At 64.0% G+C, this 18,003-nt stretch carries 15 protein-coding genes and 2 tRNA genes; 1 reads left to right on the top strand and 16 read right to left on the bottom strand.

The features are described 5' to 3' along the window. Window positions 1-114: 114 nt before the first annotated feature. From infB to rlmE, 11 genes are all read right to left on the bottom strand, one after another. Window positions 115-2,625, bottom strand: coding sequence for a translation initiation factor IF-2 (gene infB / locus CXK94_RS18365; RefSeq protein WP_102895382.1), 2,511 nt, complete (start codon window positions 2,623-2,625; stop codon window positions 115-117). A 28-nt stretch (window positions 2,626-2,653) separates the two neighbouring features. Then, on the bottom strand, window positions 2,654-4,135 hold the full coding sequence (gene nusA, locus CXK94_RS18360; RefSeq protein WP_037038876.1) for a transcription termination factor NusA: 1,482 nt from the start codon (window positions 4,133-4,135) through the stop codon (window positions 2,654-2,656). 46 nt (window positions 4,136-4,181) lie between these two features. Then, a complete protein-coding gene (rimP, locus tag CXK94_RS18355; protein ID WP_102895381.1) occupies window positions 4,182-4,640 on the bottom strand; it encodes a ribosome maturation factor RimP in 459 nt (152 codons plus the stop codon). A gap of 128 nt (window positions 4,641-4,768) precedes the next feature. Then, window positions 4,769-4,845: transfer RNA gene (locus tag CXK94_RS18350), tRNA-Met, on the bottom strand. A 95-nt stretch (window positions 4,846-4,940) separates the two neighbouring features. Beyond that, window positions 4,941-5,026: transfer RNA gene (locus CXK94_RS18345), tRNA-Leu, on the bottom strand. 8 nt (window positions 5,027-5,034) lie between these two features. Next, a complete protein-coding gene (secG, locus tag CXK94_RS18340) occupies window positions 5,035-5,418 on the bottom strand; it encodes a preprotein translocase subunit SecG (RefSeq protein ID WP_102895380.1) in 384 nt (127 codons plus the stop codon). 4 nt (window positions 5,419-5,422) lie between these two features. Beyond that, entirely contained in the window at window positions 5,423-6,178 is a 756-nt protein-coding gene (tpiA, locus tag CXK94_RS18335; protein ID WP_102895379.1) for a triose-phosphate isomerase, read from the bottom strand. Window positions 6,179-6,243: 65 nt separating this feature from the next. Further along, on the bottom strand, window positions 6,244-7,581 hold the full coding sequence (gene glmM / locus CXK94_RS18330; protein WP_102895378.1) for a phosphoglucosamine mutase: 1,338 nt from the start codon (window positions 7,579-7,581) through the stop codon (window positions 6,244-6,246). Window positions 7,582-7,593: 12 nt separating this feature from the next. Next, window positions 7,594-8,445 (bottom strand): dihydropteroate synthase, encoded by an 852-nt coding sequence (folP, locus tag CXK94_RS18325; protein WP_102895377.1) that lies wholly within the window; start codon window positions 8,443-8,445, stop codon window positions 7,594-7,596. 168 nt (window positions 8,446-8,613) lie between these two features. After that, a complete protein-coding gene (gene ftsH, locus CXK94_RS18320) occupies window positions 8,614-10,524 on the bottom strand; it encodes an ATP-dependent zinc metalloprotease FtsH (protein ID WP_037038864.1) in 1,911 nt (636 codons plus the stop codon). Between the two features lie 200 nt (window positions 10,525-10,724). Then, the gene (rlmE, locus tag CXK94_RS18315) at window positions 10,725-11,357 is read right to left on the bottom strand and encodes a 23S rRNA (uridine(2552)-2'-O)-methyltransferase RlmE (RefSeq protein WP_102895376.1); all 633 of its coding nucleotides are present in this window, start codon (window positions 11,355-11,357) and stop codon (window positions 10,725-10,727) included. 83 nt (window positions 11,358-11,440) lie between these two features. Between rlmE and CXK94_RS18310 the strand changes: the two genes are divergently transcribed. Further along, the gene (locus tag CXK94_RS18310) at window positions 11,441-11,752 is read left to right on the top strand and encodes a YhbY family RNA-binding protein (RefSeq protein WP_102895375.1); all 312 of its coding nucleotides are present in this window, start codon (window positions 11,441-11,443) and stop codon (window positions 11,750-11,752) included. Between the two features lie 173 nt (window positions 11,753-11,925). Here CXK94_RS18310 and CXK94_RS18305 read toward each other — a convergent pair whose 3' ends face one another. The 5 genes from CXK94_RS18305 to carA are packed head-to-tail and all read right to left on the bottom strand — an operon-like array spanning window position 11,926 to window position 17,858. Then, window positions 11,926-12,351 carry a DUF4149 domain-containing protein gene (locus CXK94_RS18305; RefSeq protein WP_102895374.1) on the bottom strand — a complete coding sequence of 142 codons (426 nt, stop codon included), beginning with the start codon at window positions 12,349-12,351 and terminating at the stop codon, window positions 11,926-11,928. Further along, entirely contained in the window at window positions 12,329-12,805 is a 477-nt protein-coding gene (gene greA, locus CXK94_RS18300) for a transcription elongation factor GreA (protein ID WP_102895373.1), read from the bottom strand. The genes CXK94_RS18305 and greA overlap by 23 nt, the downstream gene beginning before the upstream one ends. After that, window positions 12,802-16,023, bottom strand: coding sequence for a carbamoyl-phosphate synthase large subunit (gene carB / locus CXK94_RS18295; RefSeq protein ID WP_102895372.1), 3,222 nt, complete (start codon window positions 16,021-16,023; stop codon window positions 12,802-12,804). The genes greA and carB overlap by 4 nt, the downstream gene beginning before the upstream one ends. A 22-nt stretch (window positions 16,024-16,045) precedes the next feature. Continuing rightward, window positions 16,046-16,699 carry a leucine efflux protein LeuE gene (gene leuE / locus CXK94_RS18290; protein ID WP_102895422.1) on the bottom strand — a complete coding sequence of 218 codons (654 nt, stop codon included), beginning with the start codon at window positions 16,697-16,699 and terminating at the stop codon, window positions 16,046-16,048. A 10-nt stretch (window positions 16,700-16,709) separates the two neighbouring features. Continuing rightward, window positions 16,710-17,858: a glutamine-hydrolyzing carbamoyl-phosphate synthase small subunit gene (gene carA / locus CXK94_RS18285; protein ID WP_102895371.1), complete on the bottom strand. Its 1,149-nt coding sequence runs from the start codon at window positions 17,856-17,858 to the stop codon at window positions 16,710-16,712. Between the last annotated feature and the right edge of the window lie 145 nt (window positions 17,859-18,003).

Raw genomic sequence — 18,003 nt, 5'->3', positions numbered from 1 at the left:
AAGCTTCAAGCGCTAAGCTTCAAGCGAAAAAAATACCGAAAAGCCAAACGGCAAGCTCAATCGGTGGGCCAGGCCACCTCTTGAAGCTTGCCGCTTGAGGCTTACCGCTGCTCGTCAGAGCGAACGCGCCACTTCGACCTTCTCGAACACTTCGATCTTGTCGCCGACCTTGACGTCGTTGTAGCTCTTCACGCCGATACCGCATTCCATGCCGGCGCGGACTTCCGAGACGTCATCCTTGAAGCGGCGCAGCGATTCCAGCTCGCCCTCGAAGATGACCACGTCGTCGCGCAGCACGCGGATCGGACGATTGCGGTGCACCATACCCTCGGTGACCATGCAACCGGCGACCGCACCGAACTTCGGCGAACGGAACACGTCGCGGACCTCGGCGATACCAAGGATGTTCTCGCGCACGTCGCTGCCGAGCATGCCGGTGAGCGCCTTCTTGACGTCTTCGATGATGTCGTAGATGACGTTGTAGTAGCGCATGTCCAGGCCCTCGGCCTCGACGATCTTGCGCGCACCAGCGTCGGCGCGCACGTTGAAGCCGAACAGCACCGCGTTGGAGGCCAGTGCCAGGTTGGCATCGGACTCGGTGATACCACCGACGCCACCACCGACCACGCGCACCTGCACCTCGTCGTTGCCCAGGCCGTTGAGCGAGCCCTGCAGCGCCTCGAGCGAGCCGCGCACGTCGGCCTTGAGGACGATGTTGAGGGTCTTCTTCTCGTCCTGGCCCATGGTCTCGAAGATGTTTTCCAGCTTGCCGGCATGGGCGCGGGCCAGCTTGACCTCACGGAACTTGCCCTGGCGGAACAGCGCGACTTCGCGAGCCTTCTTCTCGTCGGCGACCACGGTCAGGTCGTCGCCGGCTTCCGGCGTGCCGTCCAGGCCGAGGATCTCGACCGGAATCGCCGGACCGGCTTCCTTCACCGGCTTGCCGTTCTCGTCGAGCATGGCGCGCACGCGGCCGAAGTTGACGCCGCACAGCACCATGTCGCCCTGGCGCAGGGTACCGTCCTGGACCAGTACGGTGGCCACCGGACCACGGCCCTTGTCCAGGCGCGACTCGACCACCACACCGCGACCCGGCGCCGACGGCGTGGCCTTGAGTTCGAGAATCTCGGCCTGCAGCAGTACGGCTTCGAGCAGTTCGTCGACACCGGTACCGACCTTGGCGGAAACCGGGATGAACGGCGTGTCGCCGCCCCACTCCTCGGGGATCACATCGAGCGCGGCCAGGCCGTTCTTGATGTTGTCCGGATTGGCTTCCGGCTTGTCGATCTTGTTCACCGCGACGACGATCGGAACACCGGCCGCCTTGGCGTGCTGGACGGCTTCCTGGGTCTGCGGCATCACGCCGTCGTCGGCCGCCACGACCAGGATCACGATGTCGGTGGCCTTGGCACCGCGGGCACGCATGGCGGTGAACGCCGCGTGGCCCGGGGTATCGAGGAAGGTGACCATGCCGCGATCGGTTTCCACGTGGTAGGCACCGATGTGCTGGGTGATGCCGCCGGCTTCGCCGACCGCCACCTTGGCACGACGGATGTAGTCCAGCAGCGAGGTCTTGCCGTGGTCGACGTGGCCCATCACGGTCACCACCGGCGCCCGGGTCACTTCCTCGCCTTCGAACTTCAGCAGCTCGGCCAGCTGTTCTTCCAGCGCATTGTCGCTGACCAGCTTGACCTTGTGGCCGAGCTCTTCGGCCACCAGCTGTGCGGTCTCCTGATCGAGCACCTGGTTGATGGTGACCGGCGAACCCATCTTGAACATGAACTTGATGACTTCGGCAGCCTTCACCGACATCTGCTGGGCCAGTTCGGCCACAGTGATGGTCTCGCCAATCGACACTTCGCGCACGACCGGTCCTGTCGGGCTCTGGAACCCATGCTGGTTACGTTTCTTGAGTTTGGACTTGCCACGACCACCGCGACGGAAACCATCCGCATCATCGTCGCCGCTGCGCACGGTACGCGTGAGCGGCGCCTTGGTCTTGAGCGAAGGACGGTGCTGGGCATGCTTGCGATCACGGCGCTCGTCATCGTCGCTGCGCGGCTTCTCGACGCGGCGCGGCTCTTCCTTCTTGCGCTCCGGCGCAGGAGCGGCAGGCTCGACTGCGGCCGGCGCCGGCTCGGTAGCAGCAGCGGACTCGACCGCCGCCGGAGCAGCAGGCGCAACGGCCTCGGCCTGCGCCTTGGCCAGCTCGGCCTGACGGCGGGCCTCTTCCTCGGCGCGCTGGCGGGCTTCTTCCTCGGCCTTCAGGCGAGCGGCTTCCTCGGCGGCGCGCTGTTCTTCCAGCTCGCGACGCTTCTCGGCCTCGATCTCCTCGGCGCTGCGCTTGACGAAGGTCTTCTTCTTGCGCACTTCGACGCTGATGGTCTTGCTGCCACCGACCTTCAGCTTGGTCGTGGTCTTGCGCTGCAAGGTGATCTTGCGCGGTTCGTCCACTTTCGCCCCATGGCTGCTCTTCAGATGGGCCAGCAGGGCCTGTTTCTCGTTATCGGTCACTACTTGCTCGGCGCTGGTGTGCGACAGTCCTGCCTCACGCATCTGCTGAAGCAGTCGCTCGACCGGTGTGTCGACCACCTGGGCCAGTTCTTTCACCGTGACTTGCGTCATGCATTTCTCTCCTCAGGCCGCTAATTGCTTACTCGAACCAGTGGGCTCGGGCGGCCATGATCAGCTTGCCGGCACGTTCTTCATCGATGCCGTCTATGTCGAGCAGGTCGTCTATGGACTGCTCGGCCAGGTCTTCACGGGTGATGACTCCCCGCACGGCCAACTCGACCGCCAGTTCGTTGTCCATGCCGTCGAGGGCCAGCAGGTCTTCGGCCGGCTGAGCGTCGGCGAGCTTCTCCTCGTTGGCGATGGCCTTGGTCAGCAGGCGATCCTTGGCCCGCGTGCGCAGCTCGTTGACGATGTCCTCGTCGAAGCCTTCGATGCCGAGCATTTCCTCCATGGGGACATAGGCGATCTCTTCGAGGGAGGTGAAGCCCTCTTCCACCAGCACCTGCGCCAGCTCTTCGTCGACATCCAGCTCGTCGATGAAGCTGCGCAGGATGTCGCCGGTCTCTTCTTGCTGCTTGGCCTGGATGTCGGCCTCGGTCATCACGTTGAGCGTCCAACCGGTCAGTTGGCTGGCCAGGCGCACGTTCTGGCCGCCGCGGCCGATAGCCTGGGCCAGGTTGTCTTCGGCAACCGCGATGTCCATGGCATGGGCATCTTCATCGACGATGATCGCCGCGACTTCCGCCGGGGCCATGGCATTGATGACGAATTGTGCCGGGTTCTCGTCCCACAGCACGATGTCGACCCGTTCGCCGCCGATCTCGCCGGAAACGGCCTGGACCCGCGAACCGCGCATGCCGATGCAGGCGCCCTGCGGATCGATGCGCTTGTCCTTGGAACGAACGGCGATCTTCGCCCGCGAACCGGGGTCACGCGAGGCGCCCATGACTTCGATCAGGCCTTCGGCGATCTCCGGCACTTCGATGCGGAACAGCTCGATCAGCATCTGCGGTGCGGTACGCGACAGGATCAGCTGCGGGCCGCGGTTCTCGGTGCGGATCTCCTTGAGCAGTGCACGGACGCGGGCGCCGACGCGGAAGGTCTCGCGGGCGATGATGTCCTCGCGCGCCAGCAGCGCCTCGGCGTTGTTGCCCAGGTCGACGATGACGCTGTCGCGGGTCACCTTCTTCACCGTGCCGGAGATGATTTCGCCCAGGCGATCGCGGTAGGCCTCGACCACCTGCGCACGCTCGGCCTCGCGCACCTTCTGCACGATGACCTGCTTGGCGGTCTGCGCCGCGATGCGACCGAATTCGATGGATTCGATCTTCTCTTCGATCACGTCGCCGATCTTGGCGTCGGGCTTGCGCTCCTGCGCCTGATCGAGGGTCAATTGGATGGCCGGATCCTCGAAGTCCTCGTCATCGACGACGGTCCAGCGGCGGAAGCTTTCATAGCTGCCGTTGTGGCGATTGATTTCCACACGCAGATCGACTTCGTCTTCATAGCGCTTCTTGGTAGCCGTGGCCAAAGCCAGCTCCAGCGCCTCGAAAATCACACTCGCCGGTACGCCCTTTTCATTGGACACCGACTCCACAACCAGCAGTACTTCTTTGCTCATCGTACGCCTCGCCTTTCGCAATCCATTGGGTCCGCGGGATCCGCTCTCAGTCAAAACGGGGAACTATGTTGGCCTTGTCGATCGAATCGATCGGCAGCAGGTATTCGTGATCATCGACCTGCACGACCACGTCCTGCTCTTCCACCCCGCGGAGAAGACCCTGGAAATTGCGCCTGCCCTCGAAGGGCGAGCGCAGCTTTATTTTTACCTGCTCACCGACATGCGCCCGGTACTGCTCGATGGTGAACAGCGGCCGGTCCATGCCCGGAGAAGAAACCTCAAGGGTGTAGTCCACGCTGATCGGATCTTCCACATCGAGCACACCACTCAGCTGACGGCTTACCTTCTCGCAGTCATCAATGAGAATGCCGTCGGCATGATCGATATAGACCCGCAGCAGCGAATGTCGCCCCTGGGAAATGAATTCAATGCCCCAGCACTGATAGCCAAGCGCCTCGACCACCGGGGCCAACAAGGCCTGCAACTGTTCTAGCTTGCTCGACATCGAAGTCCCTCGCGCATGCTTCACAAATGAAAAATGGGCGAAACGCCCATCCCTTTTGACCGCCTGTAAATGCCGGCGACCTGGCCTCAAGCTAATAAAAAGCCCCTGTACAGGGGCTCTTTATCGACTGGTTGCGGGGGCTGGATTTGAACCAACGACCTTCGGGTTATGAGCCCGACGAGCTACCAGACTGCTCCACCCCGCGTCAAACTGGGCACGAATTATACGGCTCGCACCACATACAGGTCAACCTGAACCCTTGAAACACAAGAAAGCCCGCACTAGGCGGGCCTGCTTGTTTGGTACCGAGGAGGGGACTCGAACCCCTACAGCCTATGGCCACTACCACCTCAAGGTAGCGTGTCTACCAATTCCACCACCTCGGCAAAAACCCTTATTGCCCTTCCTCTACCTGGGGAAGCTCGCCCGCGGCGTCCACCGGCGTGCGCTCCTCCAGCACAGGAACATCCTCGACGGCCGGCTTGCTGACCGGAACTTCCAGCACCGCCGGATCCGGCAGCCCCGCCTGGGACAGTTGATCAGCCTGCTGCTTGGCGAAAAACGCCAGACCCAGGCTGGTCACGAAAAAAACGCCGGCAAGTATAGCAGTAACTCGACTCAAAAAGGTAGCGGAACCTTGGCTTCCGAAAACGGTTGCCGAAGCACCCGAGCCGAAAGACGCACCGGCATCCGCACCCTTGCCCTGCTGCAGCAGCACCAGTGCAACCACACCCAGAGCAACCAGCAGATGCACCACGATTACAACAGTCTGCAACATCTGTTCAGTTCCCCGCGGCGCGACAGATCGCACCGAATTCATCCGCTTTCAGAGAGGCACCACCAATCAACCCCCCATCAATATCCGCCATCGCGAACAGCTCGGCGGCATTATCCGCCTTGACACTGCCGCCATACAGGAGCCTTGCGCCTTCGGCGACACGGCGATCCCGGCGCGACAGCTGCTCACGAATGGCAGCATGTACCTCCTGGGCCTGCTCAGGCGTCGCGGTCAGCCCGGAGCCAATCGCCCAGACCGGCTCGTACGCGATGACCGCCGACTCGAAGGCTGCGATGCCCTGCTCGTCGAGCACTCGTGCCAGCTGCCGACCGACCACCTCGAGCGTCTTGCCCGCCTGGCGCTCTGCGAGCGTTTCACCCAGGCACAACACAGGTTTCAAACCACTCGCCTGTGCCGCTGAAAACTTTCGGCTGACCACCTCGTCGCTTTCGCCCAATACCAGGCGACGCTCGGAATGACCAACCAGAACCCACTCACAACCGGCTTCGACCAGCTGCGCGGGCGATACCTCACCGGTCAGGGCCCCGAAGCCTGTTTGCGCAGCGCTGTCCTGGGCGCCTACGGCGATTTCGACGCCGACGACACCATCCAGGACCTGACTGATATGCACACAGGAGGGAAACACCGCAATCTCGACCGCTGCAGGCAATTGCTGCATCCGGAGAGATTCGATCAGCTCTGCGACGCTAGCGCGGGTACCGTTCATCTTCCAGTTACCAGCTACCATGGGGCGACGCATGCTTTACCTCATCGGTCAAAGTGGGCGCAGATGTTACTCAACAGCCAACGCCCTGGCAAGCGCGATCACGCACAAACTTCAGCGACGACCTTGGCCAGTTCCTCCGCCAGGTTGCGCACCTGTTTTTCGTCGTCGCCCTCGACCATCACCCGCACCAGCGGTTCGGTTCCCGACTTGCGCAGCAGCACGCGGCCGCGACCGCCCATTCGCCCGGTAACGCTGTCGCAGGCGGCCTGCACGTCCGGATGGGAGATGGGATCGCGATCGCCGGCGAAGCGCACGTTGACCAGCACCTGCGGGCACTTGTGCCAGGCCAGCCGCTCCTGGGCCAGTGTCTGCCCACGACGACGCAGGGCCAGCACCACCTGCAGCGCAGCGATGATCGCATCGCCGGTGGTGGTGTGCTGCGCACAGACGATATGCCCGGAGCTCTCCCCGCCCAGCGGCCAGCCACGCTCGAGCATTTCGGCGATCACGTAGCGGTCGCCGACCTTGGCGCGGACGAAGGGGATCTCGCGCGCCTTGAGCGCCAGCTCCAGGCCGAGATTGCTCATCAGGGTGCCGACCACCCCGCCCGAAAGTCGGTCGCGCTCCTGCAGGTCGGTGGCGATGATGTACAGCAGCTCGTCGCCATCGACGACCGCCCCGGTGTGATCGACCATCATCACCCGGTCGCCGTCGCCGTCGAAGGCGATCCCCATGTCCGCGCCATGCTCGACGACGGCCTTCTGCAACTGGCCGACATGGGTGGAGCCGACGTCGGCATTGATGTTCAGGCCGTCCGGCTGCGCGCCGATGACCACCACCTCGGCGCCCAGTTCACGGAACACGTTGGGCGCGACCTTGTAGGTGGCGCCGTGGGCACAGTCGATCACCAGCTTCAGCCCGGAAAAATCGGTACTGGTCGGTACGCTGCTCTTGCAGAACTCGATATAGCGCCCGGCGGCGTCGTTGATGCGCGAGGCCTTGCCCAACTGCGCCGACTCCACCACGCTCATCGGCGCATCGAGCAGTTCCTCGATCATCAGCTCGACCTCGTCGGGAAGCTTGGTGCCGCTACCGGAGAAGAACTTGATGCCGTTGTCGTGGTGCGGATTGTGCGAGGCGCTGATGACGATGCCCGCCTCGGCATGGAAGGTGCGGGTCAGGTAGGCGACCGCCGGCGTGGGCATCGGCCCCAGCAGCAGCACATCGGCACCCGCCGCCGACAAGCCGGCCTGCAGGGCCGATTCGAACATGTAGCCGGAGATGCGCGTGTCCTTGCCGATCAGGATCCGGCATTTGCCCTGCTTGCGGAAGGCCATGCCGGCCGCCCAACCCAGCTTGAGCATGAAATCGGGGGTGATGGGGTAGTGACCGACATGCCCGCGAATGCCGTCGGTACCGAAATATTTTCTACTCATTGAGTGACTTCCCTATTCCGCTGCCTGCACGGCAGCGATCATTCGAACCACATCGACCGTCTCGGCGACGTCGTGCACCCGCACGATCTGCGCGCCCTTGCTCACCGCCAGCGCCGCCAATGCGAGGCTGCCGTACAGGCGTTCGTCGACACCACGCCCCAGCACCCCGCCGATCATGCTCTTGCGCGACACGCCGACCAGCAACGGCCGGCCGAAGCGCTGCAACTGCTGCATATGCTTGAACAGACTGAGATTGTGTTCCAGCGTCTTGGCAAAGCCGAAACCGGGATCGAGGACGATGCGCTCGGCAGGAATGCCCGCCGCCGCGCAGGCCGCCATCCGCCCGGCGAGGAATCCGCCGACCTCGGCGGTCACGTCGGCGTAGCGCGGATCGTCCTGCATGTCGCCGGGCTCGCCAAGCATGTGCATCAGGCACACCGGCAGGCCGCTGTCGGCCGCCGCGTCCAGCGCGCCGTCGCGCCGCAGCGAGCGGACGTCGTTGATCAGCCCCGCGCCGAGCCGGGCGCATTCGCGGATGACCGCGGGCGTCGAGGTATCCACCGAGATGACCACATCCAGCTCGCGGGCAATCGCCTCGACGATCGGCGCGACCCGCTCCAGCTCCTCGGTGGGCGACACCGAGCGGGCGCCGGGCCGGGTGGACTCGCCGCCCACGTCGACCAGCGTCGCCCCAGCGGCGACCATCGCCCCGGCATGGCGCAAGGCGGCGTCGCGCTCGGCGAAGCGGCCGCCATCGGAAAAGGAGTCGGGGGTGACATTGAGAATCCCCATCACGTGCGGACGGGACAGATCGAGAACCCGGTTGCCACAGGACAGCCGGGCCGGGGAAAACGAATCAGTCATTCTATGAGCCTTAAGCTTTCAGGCCGGGCGCCCTGCGCAGGTGCTTCAGGCCAACCGCGCCACCATGGACGAATCGGAGGACAATTTACACCAGAAGGGGCGCCTATGCGCCCCTTCCGGATACAGCCCTTTTCATCGCGACCAGCGGAACCGTCGGGTCTCCGGCGCTCAGTGCTCGCCCGCGGGCCCGCCGATCGGCGTTTCCGGACGGCTGTCATCCGGGACCACCGGCGTTCCGGAGGCACCGGAGCCGCCCTCCCAGTCGCGCGGCTCACGCGGCTGGCGCCCGGCCATGATGTCGTCGATCTGCGCCGCGTCGATGGTTTCGTACTTCATCAACGCCTCGGCCATCATGTCCAGCTTGTCGCGATTGTCCGAAAGGATCTGCTTGGCCGTGCCGTAGCAGTGATCGATGATGCTGCGCACCTCTTCGTCGATCATCTTGGCGGTTTCGCCGGAGACGTTGGCGTGCTGGCTGCCGGCGCTGCGACCGAGGAACACCTCGCCTTCCTCCTCCGCATACATCAGCGGCCCGAGCTTTTCCGAGAGCCCCCACTTGGTGACCATGTTCCGCGCCAGTTGCGTCGCGCGCATGATGTCGTTGGACGCGCCGGTGGTGACCCCCTCGAAACCGAGGGTCATCTCCTCGGCGATCCGCCCGCCGAACAGCGAGCAGATCTGGCTGATCAGGGCCCGCTTGGACAGGCTGTAGCGATCCTCCTCGGGGAGGAACATGGTGACGCCCAGCGCCCGACCACGGGGAATGATGGAAACCTTGTAGACCGGATCATGCTCGGGCACCACACGCCCGACGATCGCGTGGCCGGCCTCGTGATAGGCGGTGTTGAGCTTCTCCTTCTCGGACATGACCATGGACTTGCGCTCGGCGCCCATCATGATCTTGTCCTTGGCCAGTTCGAACTCGCGCATCTCGACGATGCGCTTGTTGGCCCGCGCGGCGAACAACGAGGCCTCGTTGACCAGATTGGCCAGGTCGGCGCCGGAAAAGCCCGGCGTACCGCGGGCGATGACCGCCGGCTCGACGTTCTCGCTGACCGGCACCTTGCGCATGTGCACCTTGAGAATCTGTTCGCGGCCGCGGATGTCCGGCAGGCCGACCACCACCTGGCGGTCGAAGCGGCCCGGGCGCAGCAGCGCCGGATCGAGCACGTCGGGACGGTTGGTCGCGGCGATGACGATGATGCCATCGTTCATCTCGAAGCCGTCCATCTCCACCAGCAGCTGGTTGAGGGTCTGCTCACGCTCGTCGTGCCCGCCACCCAGGCCGGCGCCACGATGACGACCGACGGCGTCGATCTCGTCGATGAAGATGATGCACGGCGCATGCTTCTTCGCCTGCTCGAACATGTCGCGCACGCGGCTGGCGCCAACGCCGACGAACATCTCGACGAAGTCGGAACCGGAAATGGTGAAGAACGGCACCTTGGCCTCGCCGGCGATGGCCTTGGCCAGCAGCGTCTTACCGGTACCGGGCGGGCCGACCATCAGCACGCCGCGCGGAATGCGGCCACCCAGGCGCTGGAACTTGCCGGGGTCGCGCAGGAACTCGACCAGCTCGTGCACTTCTTCCTTGGCCTCGTCGCAGCCGGCGACGTCGGCGAAGGTGGTCTTGACCTGGTCTTCCGATAGCAGGCGCGCCTTGCTCTTGCCGAAGCTCATCGGCCCGCCCTTGCCGCCCGCACCGCCCTGCATCTGCCGCATGAAGAACATGAACACGGCGATGATCACCAGGATCGGGAAGCTGGCCACCAGCAATTGGGTCCAGATGCTCTGCTGCTCCGGCTGCTTGCCTTCGATCAGCACGTTGTTGTTGAGCAGGTCACCGATCAGGCCGTTGTCCTGGATCGCCGGGCGAATGGTCTTGAAGGTATCGCCGTCGCTGCGCTTGCCGATGATGACAAAACCATCGACGGTCACGCGCTCCACGCGCCCTTCCTTGACCTGCTCGAGGAAGTCCGAGTAGTTCAGCGTCTGCGGCTCGCTCGGGCTGGAGAAGTTGTTCATCACCGTGACCAGGACGGCGGCGATGATCAGCCACAGGATCAGGTTTTTTGCCATGTCGTTCAAATTCACTACCCTCTGGAGCAAACCCGTTGTCTGCGGGCCCGCATGACGGCCGGTTGGTTGCTCGGCCTAACTTACTACACAACGCAGCGGAACTGGCAGCCGGTCTGTAACCCCATGAAACAGTCTAGCCGTTCGTTCGACCGAAGCCCTGTCCTATGGACCACAGCGGCCGGCATTCGGCACCGCGGCCGCTAGTCGGCCTGGCCACCCTTGAAGCCGCGCGCCAGCAGGTACTGCTCACGGGAACGATCGCGAGAAGACAGCGGCTTGCGCATCTGCACCTTCTCGAAGTTCTGCCGTACCTCTTTCAGGTAGGCATCGAAACCCTCGCCCTGAAAGATCTTGATCAGGAAATCCCCGCCCGGGCGCAGCACGCGCGCGGCCAGGTCCAGCGCCAGCTCGCAGAGGAACATCGCCCGCGGCTGGTCCGCGGCCCGCACTCCACTCATATTGGGGGCCATGTCGGAAATCACAAGGTCGACCGGATGCTCGCCGATCGCCTCCAATATCTGCCCGAACACCTCGTCCTCGGTGAAATCGCCCTGGATGAAGGTCACGTCGGCAATGCTGTCCATCGGCAGGATGTCAGAAGCGATCAACCGCCCCTTGTCACCGATGACCCGGCTGGTGACCTGCGACCAACCGCCCGGCGCCGCACCGAGGTCGACCACGGTCATGCCCGGGCGCAGGATGCGATCCTTTTCCTGGATCTCCAGCAGCTTGTAGCTGGCGCGCGAACGATAGCCATCGCGTTGCGCCATCTTCACGTAGGGATCGTCGAAATGTTCTTTCAGCCAACGCGGGCTGGTCTTGGAGCGTGCCAAGCTGATACCTCATCTGTGCGGCCCGGTACCTCTCGGTTACACTAGCGGCCGTTTTTCAAGGGTTCTGACGCAAGGGTCGAAATATGCCGCTCACCAACGAGCAGAAGAAACACTACAAATCCATCGGCCATCACCTGAAACCGGTACTCATCGTAGCCGAAAACGGGTTGACCGAAGGGGTCCAGGCCGAGCTCGAACGCGCCCTGAACGATCACGAGCTGATCAAGGTCCAGTTCCGCATCACCGAACGCGAGGATCGCCGTGCCCTGATGGAGGAGCTCTGCGCGATCGGCAAGTGCGAGCTGGTCCAGACGATCGGCAAGATGGCCCTGGTCTACCGCCGCAACCCGAAGGTCAACAAGCAGCTTTCCAACATCCATCGCTTCCAGGCCTGACAGCCGGAGGGGCTTCGCCCGAAGCCAGCCCGAACACTTGGCGCCCACCCCATGCCAGCCGCGGTGGGAGCCCGGAGGCGGCGGCGATAGTCACGCCGGATCGCCAGCAAGCTGGCTCCTACAAAAAGTGTCCTCGGCCACAAGATTCCATCCGGACCTTCGTCCACCGACAACTATCGACGAGCCCCGGGCAACGGTTGCAACACCAACACCAGGCCACACAGGGCCATGGCCAGGTAACTGAAGTTGGGCCAGTAGAGTGCCCCGCCGCCGGTGCTCGCAACATGGCTGATGCCCAGCAGCAGGACCGCGCTCAGCAACTGGCCACGCATGTCCCGCCACAGGCTGCGAAAGCCTTCGGCCAGCCCCAGCACGATCAGCTGCAGCACCGCGCAGAAAGCCGCGAAGCCCACCAGCAACGGGCGCAGGCTGCTGCCGATCTCCTCGATCAGCAGAGGCGCCAGGCCGATCTTGTCCAACGCCGGCAGAACGACGAACTGCAGCAACCAGAGCCCGCCGACCCAGAACGTCTGGGCCAGCTGCCAGCTGATGTTGCCAGCCCGTGGGGGCGGGCTGTCAGATATGACGGACCTCGACAATCTCGTACTCGATGACGCCGCTGGGCGTCTTGACCGCGACCACGTCGCCTTCTTCCTTGCCCACCAGGGCGCGGGCGATGGGCGAGCTAACCGACAGCTTGCCCTGCTTGATGTCGGCCTCGTCGTCGCCGACGATCTGGTAGGTCACCTGCTCGTCGGTCTCGACGTTGGCGATGTCCACGGTGGTGCCGAAGATCACCTTGCCGGTGTGCGGGATGCTGGCGATATCGATGACCTGGGCGTTCTGCAGGCGGCCCTCGATATCGCGAATGCGTGCCTCGACCATGCCTTGCTGTTCACGGGCGGCATGGTACTCGGCGTTCTCCTTGAGATCGCCCAGCTCGCGCGCCTCGGCGATGGCCTGGGTGATCTGCGGCCGCAGCACGGTTTTCAGGTGCTTGAGTTCTTCTTCCAGGGCGCGCGCGCCCTGGACGGTCATGGGGAATTTTGTCATGCGTTGATTCCTGCATGGAGATCCTGCAAGCGGCGCACGGTCTTCTCGGGACCGAACTTGAGCGCCTCACAGATTGCCTGGCCACCGGCGATGGTGGTGGTGATGCAGATCTTGTGCTGCAGGGCGTTGCGACGGATGGAGTACGAATCGGCGATGGACTGGCGACCCTCGGTAGTATTGATGATCAGGGTGACTTCGTCATTCTTGATCATGTCGACCACATGCGGACGACCTTCGGTCACCTTGTTCACACGGCGCACCGGCAGCCCGGCGGCCTCGATGATCCGTGCGGTGCCGGCGGTGGCCACGACCTCGAAGCCGAGGCCAACCAGATCGCGGGCGACCTGCTCGACGTAGGGCTTGTCGTCCTCGCGCACGCTGAGGAAGGCGCAACCGGAGGTCGGCAGGATTTCGCTGGCACCCAGCTGGGCCTTGGCGAAGGCCTCGGCGAAGCTGTCGCCGACGCCCATCACCTCGCCGGTGGATTTCATCTCCGGGCCGAGGATGGTGTCGACGCCAGGGAACTTGGCGAACGGGAACACCGCTTCCTTGACGCTGAAATAGCCCGGGATGATCTCGCGGGTGAAACCGACTTCGGCCAGGCTCTTGCCCGCCATGACCCGCGCGGCGACCTTGGCCAGCGACTCGCCGATGCACTTGGAAACGAACGGCACGGTACGCGAGGCGCGCGGGTTGACCTCGAGCACGTAGATATCTTCGCCCTGCACGGCCATCTGCACGTTCATCAGGCCGACCACATCGAGCTCCAGGGCCATCTTGCGCACCTGCTCGCGGATCTCGTCCTGGATGGGCTGCGGCAGCGAGTAGGCCGGCAGCGAGCAGGCCGAGTCGCCGGAGTGCACGCCGGCCTGCTCGATGTGCTGCATGATGCCGCCGATCACCACGGTCTCGCCGTCACAGACGGCGTCCACGTCCACCTCGATGGCGCAGTTGAGGAAGTGGTCGAGCAGCACCGGGCTGTCGTTGGACACCTGCACCGCTTCGCGCATGTAGCGCTTGAGCTCCTCTTCCTCGTAGACGATCTCCATCGCGCGACCACCCAGCACGTAGGACGGACGCACCACCAGCGGATAGCCGATGGCCTTGGAGGCGGCGATGGCCTCCTCCTCGCTGCGCGCGGTGGCGTTCTGCGGCTGGCGCAGGTTCAGGCGCTGCACCATCTGCTGGAAACGCTCGCGGTCTTCGGCGCGGTCGATGGCGTCCGGCGATGTGCCGATGATCGGCACGCCGGCCTCTTCCAGGGCGCGACAGATCTTCAGCGGGGTCTGTCCGCCGTACTGCACGATGACGCCCTTGGGTTGCTCGACGCGGACGATCTCCAGCACGTCCTCCAGGGTTACCGGCTCGAAATACAGGCGGTCGGAGGTGTCGTAGTCGGTGGAGACGGTCTCCGGGTTGCAGTTGACCATGATGGTCTCGTAACCGTCTTCACGCATGGCCAGCGCGGCATGTACGCAGCAGTAGTCGAACTCGATGCCCTGGCCGATGCGGTTGGGGCCGCCGCCGAGGATCATGATCTTGTCGCGAGCGCTCGGGTTGGCCTCGCACTCTTCCTCGTAGGTCGAGTACATGTAGGCGGTGTCGGTGGCGAACTCGGCGGCGCAGGTGTCGACGCGCTTGTACACCGGCAGCACCTTGAGCTTGTGGCGGTGGCTGCGCAGGTTCTTCTCGGTGACGCCGAGCAGCTTGGCCAGGCGCGCGTCGGAGAAGCCCTTGCGCTTGAGCTTGTACATCAGGTCACGGTCGATGCTGGACAGGCCGAGGGTCTTGACCTGTTCCTCGTCCTTGACCAGATCCTCGATCTGCACCAGGAACCAGGGATCGATCCTGGTCAGGGCGAACACGTCTTCGACGCTCTTGCCGGCACGGAAGGCATCGGCCACGAACCAGATGCGGTCGGCGCCCGGCACGGTCAACTCGCGCTTGAGCGTGCTCTCGGCCTCGGCATCGGCCAGGTTCAGCTTCGGATCGAAACCGGTGGCGCCGACTTCCAGGCCACGCAGGGCCTTCTGCATCGACTCCTGGAAGGTCCGGCCGATGGCCATGACCTCACCGACCGACTTCATCTGGGTGGTCAGGCGGGCGTCGGCCTTGGGGAATTTCTCGAAGGCGAAGCGCGGTACCTTGGTCACCACGTAGTCGATGGCCGGCTCGAACGAGGCCGGGGTACGGCCGCCAGTGATGTCGTTCTGCAGTTCGTCGAGGGTGTAGCCGACGGCCAGCTTGGCGGCGATCTTGGCGATCGGGAAGCCGGTGGCCTTGGAGGCCAGTGCCGAGGAACGCGACACGCGCGGGTTCATCTCGATCACCACCATGCGCCCGGTGTTCGGGCAGATGCCGAACTGCACGTTGGAGCCGCCGGTTTCCACGCCGATCTCGCGCAGCACCGCCAGCGAGGCGTTGCGCATGATCTGGTATTCCTTGTCGGTCAGGGTCTGCGCCGGCGCGACGGTGATGGAGTCGCCGGTGTGCACGCCCATCGGGTCGAAGTTCTCGATGGAGCAGACGATGATGCAGTTGTCCTTCTTGTCGCGGACCACCTCCATCTCGTATTCCTTCCAGCCGATCAGCGACTCGTCGATCAACAGCTCGCTGGTTGGCGACAGGTCGAGGCCGCGGGTGCAGATTTCCTCGAACTCTTCGCGATTGTAGGCGATGCCGCCGCCGGTGCCACCCATGGTGAACGACGGCCGGATGATGCAGGGGAAGCCGACCTTGTCGAGCACGCCGTAGGCTTCGTCCATGCTGTGCGCGATGCCGGAAACCGGGCAGGCCAGACCGATGTTCTTCATCGCCTTGTCGAAGCGCGAGCGGTCCTCGGCCTTGTCGATGGTATCGGCGTTGGCACCGATCATCTCGACACCGAACTTCTCCAGCACGCCGTGCTTTTCCAGGTCCAGCGCGCAGTTCAGCGCGGTCTGGCCGCCCATGGTCGGCAGCAGCGCATCAGGGCGCTCCTTCTCGATGATCTTGGCCACCGTGGCCCACTTGATCGGCTCGATGTAGGTGGCGTCGGCCATGGCCGGGTCGGTCATGATGGTGGCCGGGTTGGAGTTCACCAGGATGACGCGGAAGCCTTCTTCCTTCAGCGCCTTGCACGCCTGCGCGCCGGAATAGTCGAACTCGCAGGCCTGGCCGATGACGATGGGGCCGGCACCGAGGATCAGGATGCTCTTTATGTCTGTACGCTTGGGCATGGGACTCTCGTGCTTAACAAATTCAGGTCAGGGTCGCGCCGGCCAGCTTGATGCCGAAACCGACAAACATGGCGCCTACGCCGGAGGTGGCTCCGACCGCCAGGCGTTGGCGCCGGCGAAACCAGTCGGCCAGGCGCACGCCGCAAAAAATCAGGAAACTCAGGTACAGGAAGCTGATCGCTTCGAGGATGGCTCCCAGCACCAGGAACGACAACCCGGGATAGGCGTATCCCGGATCGACGAACTGAATGAAGAAGGAGATGAAAAAGAGGATCGCCTTCGGGTTGGACAGGCTGAGGAACAAGGCCCGGCCGAACGGGTTGCTCACCGTCGCGTGCGCTTCCAGCGCCTGCGCGGCGGCCTCCGGCGCATGCAGCTTGCGCCAGGCACCGCGCAACATGCCGATGCCGAGGTAGCACAGGTAGGCCGCGCCGAGATACTTGAGCACCACGAAGACCATCGGCACCGCCTGCAGCAGCGAGGCGATCCCCAGTGCCGACAGGGCCATCAGGATCGCATCGCCCAGGAATACCGCACTCGCCGCCTTGTAGCCGCTCGCCACGCCATGCTGCGCCGAGGTGGCGAGTACGAACAGCGAATTGGGCCCCGGCAGCAGGACGACGAACAGCGTCCCCAGCACATAGGTCCAGAGATCGGTGATTCCCAGGCTCGGCAGCATGTCGACCTCAGCGCCGCGCGGCCATCGCCGCGATGAAACGATCGAACAGCGGCGCCACGTCGTGCGGCCCCGGGCTGGCTTCCGGATGCCCCTGGAAGCTGAAGGCGATCTTGTCGGTGCGCTCGATGCCCTGCAGGGTCCCGTCGAACAGCGACTTGTGGGTGGCGCGCAGGTTGGCCGGCAGGCTCGCTTCGTCCACGGCGAAACCATGGTTCTGGCTGGTGATCATCACCACGCCGGTATCCAGGTCCTGCACCGGATGGTTGGCGCCGTGGTGGCCGTTGGGCATCTTCACCGTCTTGGCGCCGGAAGCCAGTGCCAGCAACTGGTGGCCCAGGCAAATGCCGAATACCGGAATGTCGGTTTCGAGCACATCCTGGATCGCCTTGATCGCGTAGTCGCACGGCTCGGGATCGCCCGGACCGTTGGCCAGGAACACGCCGTCCGGGTTCAGCGCCAGCGCCTCGCCGGCGGGCGTCTGGGCCGGCAGCACGGTGACGCGGCAGCCGCGCGCGACGAGCATGCGCAGGATGTTCAGCTTCACGCCGTAGTCGAAGGCCACCACATGGTAGGGCAGCTCGGCGGCGGGGATTTCCGGATGGCTGTCGCTCTTCAGGTTCCAGACGCTGGAGCGCCACTCGTAGCGCTCCCGGGTGCTGACTTCCTTGGCCAGGTCCATGCCCTTGAGCCCCGGGAAGCTGCGCGCCAGTTCCAGCGCCTTCTCCTCGCTCGCGTCCACCCCCGCCAGGATGCAACCGTCCTGCGCGCCCTTCTCGCGCAGGATGCGCGTCAGGCGGCGGGTATCGATACCGGCGATGGCGACGGTGCCGTTGGCCTTCAGGTAATCGGGCAGCGACTGCTTGTTGCGCCAGTTGCTGGCCAGCAGCGGCAGGTCGCGGATGACCAAGCCGGCGGCCCATACCTGGCGGGCCTCGGCGTCTTCCGGCGTGGTGCCGGTATTGCCGATGTGCGGATAGGTGAGTGTGACGATCTGCTTGGCATAGGAAGGATCGGTGAGGATTTCCTGATAGCCGGTCATGGCGGTGTTGAACACCACCTCGCCGATGGTCTGGCCATCGGCGCCGATGGATTCGCCGCGAAAGATGCTGCCATCGGCAAGGGCCAGGATGGCTGGCGTGGTGGCTGGCTTAGTCAAGAGACCTCCCGTAGATCAAGGCTGGAGCAGACGCAGATTGTAAAAAAGCGGGATGACGTGTGAAGGTCATCCCGCTTTTTTGTTTGATTCATTTCTGCGCAACTTTTAGTGGACACACTAAAGCGGAAAGCTTACACAAAACCGC

This window comes from Stutzerimonas stutzeri (assembly GCF_002890915.1).
Classification (GTDB): Bacteria; Pseudomonadota; Gammaproteobacteria; order Pseudomonadales; family Pseudomonadaceae; genus Stutzerimonas; species Stutzerimonas stutzeri_AF.
The sequence above is the reverse complement of the archived record's forward strand: the minus strand, read 5'-3'. Positions and strand labels throughout refer to the sequence as shown.

What these genes read in the sequence shown, in the direction of transcription:
- folP (WP_102895377.1), bottom strand. Translation starts at nt 8,445, where the DNA reads ATGACTGATTCGTTTTCCCCGGCCCGGCTGTCCTGTGGCAACCGGGTT.
- greA (WP_102895373.1), bottom strand. Translation starts at nt 12,805, where the DNA reads ATGACAAAATTCCCCATGACCGTCCAGGGCGCGCGCGCCCTGGAAGAA.
- glmM (WP_102895378.1), bottom strand. Translation starts at nt 7,581, where the DNA reads ATGAGTAGAAAATATTTCGGTACCGACGGCATTCGCGGGCATGTCGGT.
- CXK94_RS18310 (WP_102895375.1), top strand. Translation starts at nt 11,441, where the DNA reads ATGCCGCTCACCAACGAGCAGAAGAAACACTACAAATCCATCGGCCAT.
- carB (WP_102895372.1), bottom strand. Translation starts at nt 16,023, where the DNA reads ATGCCCAAGCGTACAGACATAAAGAGCATCCTGATCCTCGGTGCCGGC.
- tpiA (WP_102895379.1), bottom strand. Translation starts at nt 6,178, where the DNA reads ATGCGTCGCCCCATGGTAGCTGGTAACTGGAAGATGAACGGTACCCGC.
- secG (WP_102895380.1), bottom strand. Translation starts at nt 5,418, where the DNA reads ATGTTGCAGACTGTTGTAATCGTGGTGCATCTGCTGGTTGCTCTGGGT.
- rimP (WP_102895381.1), bottom strand. Translation starts at nt 4,640, where the DNA reads ATGTCGAGCAAGCTAGAACAGTTGCAGGCCTTGTTGGCCCCGGTGGTC.
- nusA (WP_037038876.1), bottom strand. Translation starts at nt 4,135, where the DNA reads ATGAGCAAAGAAGTACTGCTGGTTGTGGAGTCGGTGTCCAATGAAAAG.
- ftsH (WP_037038864.1), bottom strand. Translation starts at nt 10,524, where the DNA reads ATGGCAAAAAACCTGATCCTGTGGCTGATCATCGCCGCCGTCCTGGTC.
- infB (WP_102895382.1), bottom strand. Translation starts at nt 2,625, where the DNA reads ATGACGCAAGTCACGGTGAAAGAACTGGCCCAGGTGGTCGACACACCG.